The organism is Mesorhizobium sp. M7A.F.Ca.AU.002.02.1.1, assembly GCF_003998535.1.
GTDB lineage: Bacteria > Pseudomonadota > Alphaproteobacteria > Rhizobiales > Rhizobiaceae > Mesorhizobium > Mesorhizobium ciceri.
Window position 1 is genome coordinate 1 of the sequence record NZ_RZPB01000290.1, and the last position, 7026, is coordinate 7026.

The window sequence follows — 7026 nt, forward strand, 5'->3', positions numbered from 1 at the left end:
GACTACAGTGCCGGTGCAACCGCCATGACAGCGGCCGCCCGACATTTTGTACCCAACGAGACGGTTGCTCACGCATACGCACGGCGGTATCGACTCTATGGCGAGATCAACCAGGCGATGACCCCGATGTGGGAGCGCATCGCCGGACAGCAGGCGCGCACGTGACCGAAGCTTCACCGTCTCCGTTCGGCAGTTACGACTACGTCATCGTCGGTGCCGGCTCCGCCGGCTGCGTGCTCGCCAACCGGCTCTCGGCCGATCCGCGCAACAAGGTGCTGCTGCTCGAGGCCGGCGGCAGCGACCGCTATCACTGGGTCGATATCCCGATCGGCTATCTCTTCTGCATGGGCAACCCGCGTACCGACTGGATGATGAAGACCGAGCCGGAAGCCGGTCTCAACGGACGCAGCCTCAACTATCCGCGCGGCAAGGTGCTCGGCGGCTGTTCATCGATCAACGGCATGATCTACATGCGCGGCCAGGCTGCCGACTATGATGGCTGGCGCCAGGCCGGCAATGCCGGCTGGGGCTGGGACGATGTCCTGCCTTACTTCCTCAAGTCGGAAGACTTCCATGGTGGCAAGAGCGCCATGCACGGCAGCGGCGGCGAGTGGCGGGTCGAACGGCAGCGGCTTTCATGGCCGATCCTCGACGCCTTCCGGGACGCGGCCGAGGAACTCGGCATTCCGCGCACCGAAGACTTCAACACCGGCACCAATGAAGGCTCGGGCTATTTCGAGGTCAACCAGAGGAAGGGCGTCCGCTGGAACACATCGAAGGCGTTTTTGCGCGGTATAGCGGGGCGCAAGAACCTGCGCGTAGTGCTCGGCGCGGAAACCGAACGGCTCGAATTCGACGGCCGGCGCGTCACCGGACTGGTTTTCCGCCAAGGCGGCCGCCTGCATCAGGTCCGCGCTGGACAGACGATCCTTGCGGCCGGCGCCATCAACTCGCCCAAGCTGCTCGAACTGTCGGGGGTGGGGCGCCCCGACCTGCTCTCGGGCATCGGCGTGGATGTCCGTCACGCGCTGCCGGGTGTCGGTGAAAATCTGCAGGACCATCTGCAGATACGCACCGTCTTCAAGGTCGCCAACACCGCCACACTCAACCAGCGCTACCACAATCTGGTCAGCCGTGCGTCGATGGGGCTGGAATACGCGCTCAAGCGCAGCGGGCCGCTGTCGATGGCGCCAAGCCAGCTCGGCATCTTCGCCAGGAGCGATCCGCGCCTCGCAACGCCCGATCTGGAATATCATGTGCAACCGCTGAGCACCGACCGTCTGGGCGAGCCGCTGCATCGCTTTCCCGCGGTCACCGTCTCGGTCTGCAATCTGCGTCCGGAAAGCCGGGGCAGCGTGCACATGGCTTCGTCCGACGCGCGGGAGACGGCGAAGATCCGGCCGAACTATCTTTCCACCGAGGGAGACCGCAGCGTGGCCGTCGCGTCGTTGCGCCATGTCCGCAGCTTGATGAAGGCTCGGGCGGTGGCGCGCTTTGCGCCGGAAGAGATGCTGCCCGGCACGCAGTATGACAGCGATGAAGAGCTCATCCGCAAGGCCGGCGATATCGGCACGACGATCTTCCACCCCGTCGGCACCTGCAAGATGGGTTCGGATACGATGGCGGTGGTCGACGACGGCCTGCGTGTTCACGGGCTTGCCGGGCTGCGCGTGGTCGATGCCTCGATCATGCCGACAATCGTCTCGGGCAACACCAACTCGCCGGTCGTCATGATCGCGGAGAAGGCAGCCGAGATGATCCTGCAAGAGGCCCGCTGACCGCCATCGGCTTCAAGCCGTGGCAACACCGCGCGATCGCCGCTTCTCGGCCGCCGCGAGCAGATCGACGAAGGTGCGCACCTTGGCGGGCCGGAACCGGGCCGGCGGAAAGACTGCGTGGATGCCGCCTGACGGCAGGCTCCAGTCGGCAAATACCGGCACCAGCCGCCCCTCGGCGATATCGTCGCTGACGCTGTAGTCCGGAAAGACGCCCAGCCCGATGCCGACGAGCACGCAAGCAAGGGCGGCGGGGCTCTTGTCGCACATGAGGACCGGATTGAGCTCGGTCAGCACCGTTTCGCCATCCCTGGAAAACAGCCATTGGCCGATGCCGCGCAACTGGGTGTTGCCGACCCAGGCCAGCGATCTTGCCTGGTGCGGCGTCAGGTCGGGCGGCAGGCTCGCCGCGAAGCCAGGGCTCGCCACCACGATTTGCCGGATCGTCCCCAGCCGCCGCGCCTGGTTCGAGGAATCGGTGAGCCAGCCGACGCGGATGCCGAGATCGATCTGCTCGTCCACCAGATTGCTGACGGCGTCGTCGAAGATCGCCTCGACGCGCATCTGCGGATAGGTTCTGAGATAGGCCGCCATGACCGGAGCCACCATCTTGGTGCCGTAGTCGAGCGGCGCCGTCAGCCTCAGCGTTCCGCTCGGTTCGACGGCCCCGCGCGAGATTTCGCCATAGGCGGCCTCCGCTTCCCGCAGGATGATCATCGCGCGGTCATAGAAGAGGCGCCCCTCTTCGGTCGGCGTGACACGCCGGGTCGTGCGCTGCAGCAGCGTTGCGCCCAGTTCCTCTTCGAGCTTGCCGATCTGATGGCTGACCACGGCCTTGGCGACGCCAAGCCGGTTGGCTGCGGCCGTGAACGAGCCGGTTTCCATCACCGTGGTGAAGTAGGCGAGCCGATTGAGGTTCAGAAGTTCGGCCAAGCTGGCTGCCATTTGTATGATCAGATCATACAGTTTGTATTATTGGGTGCCATTTATCGCAAGACCCCCACCTGCCACATATCAGCCAACGGCATTCGATCAAGCCGGCAGCCGGATCATGGGTAGCAGCGATTATGAACAATTCAGAAGTGACCTATCTTTTCGATCCGCTCTGCGGCTGGTGCTATGGTGCCACCCGGATGCTCGGCCGGTTGTCGGCCGCCGGCGTGCGCGTCGAGCTGCTGCCGACCGGCCTGTTTTCCGGCGCCGGCGCGCGTCCGATGGATGAAGGTTTTGCGGCGCACGCCTGGGCGAACGACCAGCGCATCGAGCGCCTGACCGGACAATCGTTCACGCCGGCCTACCGGCACAATGTCCTCAATGTCCGTGGCACCCTGCTCGACTCACATGCCGCCACACTCGGCATCACTGCCGCTGGCCTGGAGGACCCTAGCCGCCGGTTTGCGGCGCTGAAGACGATCCAGCATGCGCGCTATGTAGAAGGACGCGATGTCGTGACGATCGGCGGTGTGGCCGAGGTGCTCGCCGCCGACGGCATGGCGGACGCCGCCGAAATGCTCAAGGCGCCGACCGAAACATTGCTGGCGGCTCACCGCGATCAGGTTGGCCGTGGCCGTGCGCTGTTCCAGCGCCTGCATGCCGATGGCGTGCCTTCGCTCGCGGTCATCCGCAACGATGCGCCCCGGCTCATCGGTTCGAACGCGCTGTTCGGCAGCTTCGACAATCTCGTCGCCCACATCGCGGCGGCGTGACCCCATCCTCCAGACCCCCAAGCATAAGGAAACAGACATGGCAAAAGTCGCTCTCATTGGTGCATCGGGCGCTGTCGGTTCGCGCCTTCTCAGGGAACTCTCCGATGGCGGCCATACCGTCACGGGCATCGCGCGCAACCCGGAAAAGATTGTCGCGCTTCCGGGCGTGACGGCCAGGAAGGGCGATGTCTTCGACACAGAAGGTCTCGCGGACCTGATCCGCGGCCATGACGCTGTGATCAGCTCTGTGCATTTCCTGGATAGCGATACCGATGCACTGATCGAGGCGGTGCGCGCCTCCGGCGTGAAGCGCTATCTCGTCGTCGGCGGCGCCGGCAGTCTCGAAGTCGCGCCCGGCAAGCGGCTGGTCGATAGCCCCGACTTCCCGGCGATCTACAAGGCAGAAGCGCAGAAGGGCGCCGACTTCCTGGACAGATTGAAGACGGTCGACGACCTCGATTGGACGTTCCTGTCGCCATCCGCCATGTTCGTGCCTGGCGAGCGCACCGGCAAATTCCGCCTCGGCAAGGACACGCTTCTCGCCTCCGACGAGGGCAGCAGCATTTCCTTCGAGGACTACGCGATCGTCATGGTCGACGAGATCGAGAAGCCGGCCCATATCAGGCAGCGCTTCACCGTCGGCTATTGAGCGAACGGATGGTGGCGGCCGGGTCTCAATCGAGGCCGGCCGACGCCAGCCGCATCAGGGTCCGGTTCAATCTCGGTGCTGCCGCCACCAGCGCCTTTCCAATGGCCGATCGCGGTGCGTCGATGACGGTTCGGGCATCGCCGTTCTCGGCAACCCGGCCGGCGTCGAGAAGGATAACGCGGTGGGCGATCGACCGGATGACGCCGAGATCATGTGAAATGAAGAGATAGGCGATCTTTTCCTGGCGCTGCAGGTCGAGCAAAAGCTCGAGGATCTCCCCGCGCACGGAAACGTCGAGCGCCGACACCGCTTCATCGAGCACGATCAGCGACGGCTTCGTGGCGATGGCGCGGGCAATGGCGACGCGCTGCCGCTGGCCGCCTGAGATTTCATGGATGGCACGCGGGGCGAGGTCCGCCGTCAGCCCGACGCGCTCCAGCAAGGCGGCGATGCGGCGCGGGCGCTCGCTGCGGGAAGCGATGCCATGGATGCGCAAGGGATCGTCGAGCACACGCGCCACTGTGGCGCGCGGGTTGAAGGCGGCAAGCGGGTCCTGGAACACCATTTGCAGGCGCGCGCGGCGGGCACGCAGTGCTGCGCTGCGCAGGGCCAGGAAATCGTCGCCTTCGAACTCGATGCGTCCGTCGTCCGGCTCGATCAATCGCAGCACCACCCGCGCGATCGTCGATTTGCCGCTGCCGGAGGGTCCGGCCAACGCCAGCGTTTCGCCCGGCTCGATGTGAAAGGAGACATCGTCGACTGCAGCGATGGTGTTGTCGCCGCGACGGTAGCGCTTGGTGAGGTTGGACACCGCCAGCAGGCTCATGCGTGGAGCCCGGCTCGGTTCAGCAGCGGCTTGGTGTCGAGGCCGATATCGGCATCGAGCAATGCGCGCGTATAGGGTTGGGCCGGGGCGCCGACAATCTGCGCCGTCATGCCAAGCTCGACCAACTGCCCATGGCGGAAAACGGCGATGCGCCCGGCAAGCTCGGCCGCCAGCGCGATGTCATGGCTGATGAACAGCAGCGTCATGCCGTCCTCGGTCACCAGGCGTCGGATCAAGGCGACGATCTCGGCCTGCACGATGGTATCGAGCGCGCTGGTCGCTTCGTCGGCGATCAGCAATTTCGGACCGGCCGCAATGGCGGCGGCGATCGCCACACGCTGCTTCTGGCCGCCGGAAAGCTGGTGCGGGAAGGCGCGCAGGGCCGAGTCAGGATCGGGCAGGCGGACGCGTTCGAGCAGGGTTTTGGCCCTGGCATAGGACTGGGACCAGGTGAGGCCGAGATGGGTGCGGGCGACTTCGGCGATTTGTTTGCCGATTGGCATTACGGGGTCGAGGCTGGCGGATGGGTCCTGGAAGACGAAACCGATATCGCGGCCGCCGCGGGGAGGGTGACTTGATCTGGTGAAGAGCTTTTGCGGTCTGTGCTCTACGAGGCCCCCCTCTGTCCTGCCGGACATGTCCGGCAGGACAGAGGGAGGTGCCTTGGCGCCCAACGCCGACGGTAGGAACCAATCGATCTTTCCTTCAGTCTTGGTGCTTGCCGGCAACAGCCCGGCAATCGCCAGCGCCAGCGTGCTCTTGCCCGAGCCACTTTCGCCGATGATGGCCAAGCGCTCGCCAGCCTCTATATCGAGGCTGACATCCTTCAGCGCCGCCACCTCGCTGCCGTCGCGGCGGTAGGTCACCGTCAGGTCGCGGATCGAAGCCAGCGCGGTCACGACAGGCCTCTCCTGACCGCCGTCGTCTCGACAATGCCTTCACCGGCGAGATAGACGCCGAGCACGGTCAGCACCAGCGCTATGCCCGGGACGATCGACAGGAAGGGCGCGGTGCGCAGGACAGCGCGGCCTTCGGCAATCATGCCGCCCCAGGTGACCCGGTTGGGATCGCCCAGGCCGAGGAACGACAAGGCCGCCTCGGTGAGGATCGCCGCGGCGACGATCACCGACGACATCGCCAGCACCGGCGGCAAGGCATTGGGCAGCACCTCGCGAAAGGCGATCGCCAGCGGGTGCATGCCGATGACCCTGGCGCCGGCGACATAATCGCGTTCGCGAATGGAGAGGACTTCCGCGCGGGCGACACGGGCTGGTCCGGTCCAGGTGCCGAGCGCGATGGCGATCACGACGATGCCGAGCGACGGTCCGACGACGCTGACGAAGGCCAGTGCCAGCAGGAAACTCGGCACGGTCTGGAAGGCGTCGGTGATGCGCATCAGCACCTCGTCGACGAGGCCGCCGGCAAAGCCGGCCAATGTGCCGACCACTGCCCCGACGACAAGTGCGGCGGCCGCGGCGGCGATCCCGACAGCCAGCGATGTGCGGGCGCCATGAAAAAGCTCGGCCAGCACGTCGCGGCCAAGCCGATCGGTGCCAAGCGGGAGCGACCAGTCCTGGAACGGCGGCAGCAGCGCCGGCCCGGCAATCGCTTGCGGATCGCCGGGGAACAGCAGCGACGCCGACAGTGCCATGGCGATCAGCGCCGCCAGGAGGATGGCGCCGGCGACCGCCTCGGGCGTGCGCAGAAAGCGGCGGAGGGCACTCATGCGCCGGCCTCGCAGGCGCCGACGCGCGGGTCGAGGAAGGCATAGGCGATGTCGACGGCAAGGTTGATGACAATGACCAGGACGGCGCTGGTGAGAATAATGCCGAGCAGAAGCGGCGTATCGCGGGAGGCGACTGCCTCCTGCGCCAGCCGGCCGAGGCCGGGCACGGAAAAGACGCTCTCGATGACGACACTGCCGCCGAGCATCTGCGCCGACTGCAGGCCGAGCATGGTGACCAGCGGCAGCAGTGCATTGCGGGCGACGTGGGCGAGCACGATGCGGCGGCGTGATAATCCCTTGGCGCGCGCGGCCAAGACGAAATCCTGCCGCCAGACCTCGGCCAT

General features: G+C 65.9%; 8 protein-coding genes. 3 read left to right on the forward strand and 5 right to left on the reverse strand.

The features are described from left to right. Positions 1 to 161 precede the first annotated feature (161 nt). Positions 162 to 1778, forward strand: coding sequence for a GMC family oxidoreductase (locus tag EN879_RS18415; RefSeq protein ID WP_063169058.1), 1617 nt, complete (start codon positions 162 to 164; stop codon positions 1776 to 1778). A gap of 12 nt (positions 1779 to 1790) precedes the next feature. Here the strand turns inward: EN879_RS18415 and EN879_RS18420 are convergent, their stop codons facing one another. Next, a complete protein-coding gene (locus tag EN879_RS18420) occupies positions 1791 to 2708 on the reverse strand; it encodes a LysR family transcriptional regulator (protein ID WP_063170340.1) in 918 nt (305 codons plus the stop codon). Positions 2709 to 2842: 134 nt separating this feature from the next. Here EN879_RS18420 and EN879_RS18425 point away from each other — a divergent pair, with 134 nt between their 5' ends. Further along, positions 2843 to 3481, forward strand: coding sequence for a DsbA family protein (locus EN879_RS18425; RefSeq protein ID WP_024504444.1), 639 nt, complete (start codon positions 2843 to 2845; stop codon positions 3479 to 3481). Positions 3482 to 3518: 37 nt separating this feature from the next. After that, entirely contained in the window at positions 3519 to 4130 is a 612-nt protein-coding gene (locus EN879_RS18430; RefSeq protein WP_063169057.1) for an NAD(P)-dependent oxidoreductase, read from the forward strand. Positions 4131 to 4155: 25 nt separating this feature from the next. Here EN879_RS18430 and EN879_RS18435 read toward each other — a convergent pair whose 3' ends face one another. The 4 genes from EN879_RS18435 to EN879_RS18450 form a co-directional block, all read right to left on the reverse strand. Next, positions 4156 to 4956, reverse strand: coding sequence for a dipeptide/oligopeptide/nickel ABC transporter ATP-binding protein (locus tag EN879_RS18435; protein ID WP_127274166.1), 801 nt, complete (start codon positions 4954 to 4956; stop codon positions 4156 to 4158). After that, positions 4953 to 5855, reverse strand: a complete 903-nt coding sequence (locus EN879_RS18440; RefSeq protein WP_063169056.1) for an ABC transporter ATP-binding protein — start codon at positions 5853 to 5855, stop codon at positions 4953 to 4955. Before EN879_RS18440 ends, EN879_RS18435 begins: the two co-directional genes overlap by 4 nt. After that, the gene (locus EN879_RS18445; RefSeq protein ID WP_063169055.1) at positions 5852 to 6682 is read right to left on the reverse strand and encodes an ABC transporter permease; all 831 of its coding nucleotides are present in this window, start codon (positions 6680 to 6682) and stop codon (positions 5852 to 5854) included. The genes EN879_RS18440 and EN879_RS18445 overlap by 4 nt, the downstream gene beginning before the upstream one ends. After that, positions 6679 to 7026, reverse strand: a 348-nt coding sequence (locus EN879_RS18450) for an ABC transporter permease (RefSeq protein ID WP_164774458.1), incomplete at its 5' end; no start/stop codon positions are given. The genes EN879_RS18450 and EN879_RS18445, both read right to left, overlap by 4 nt.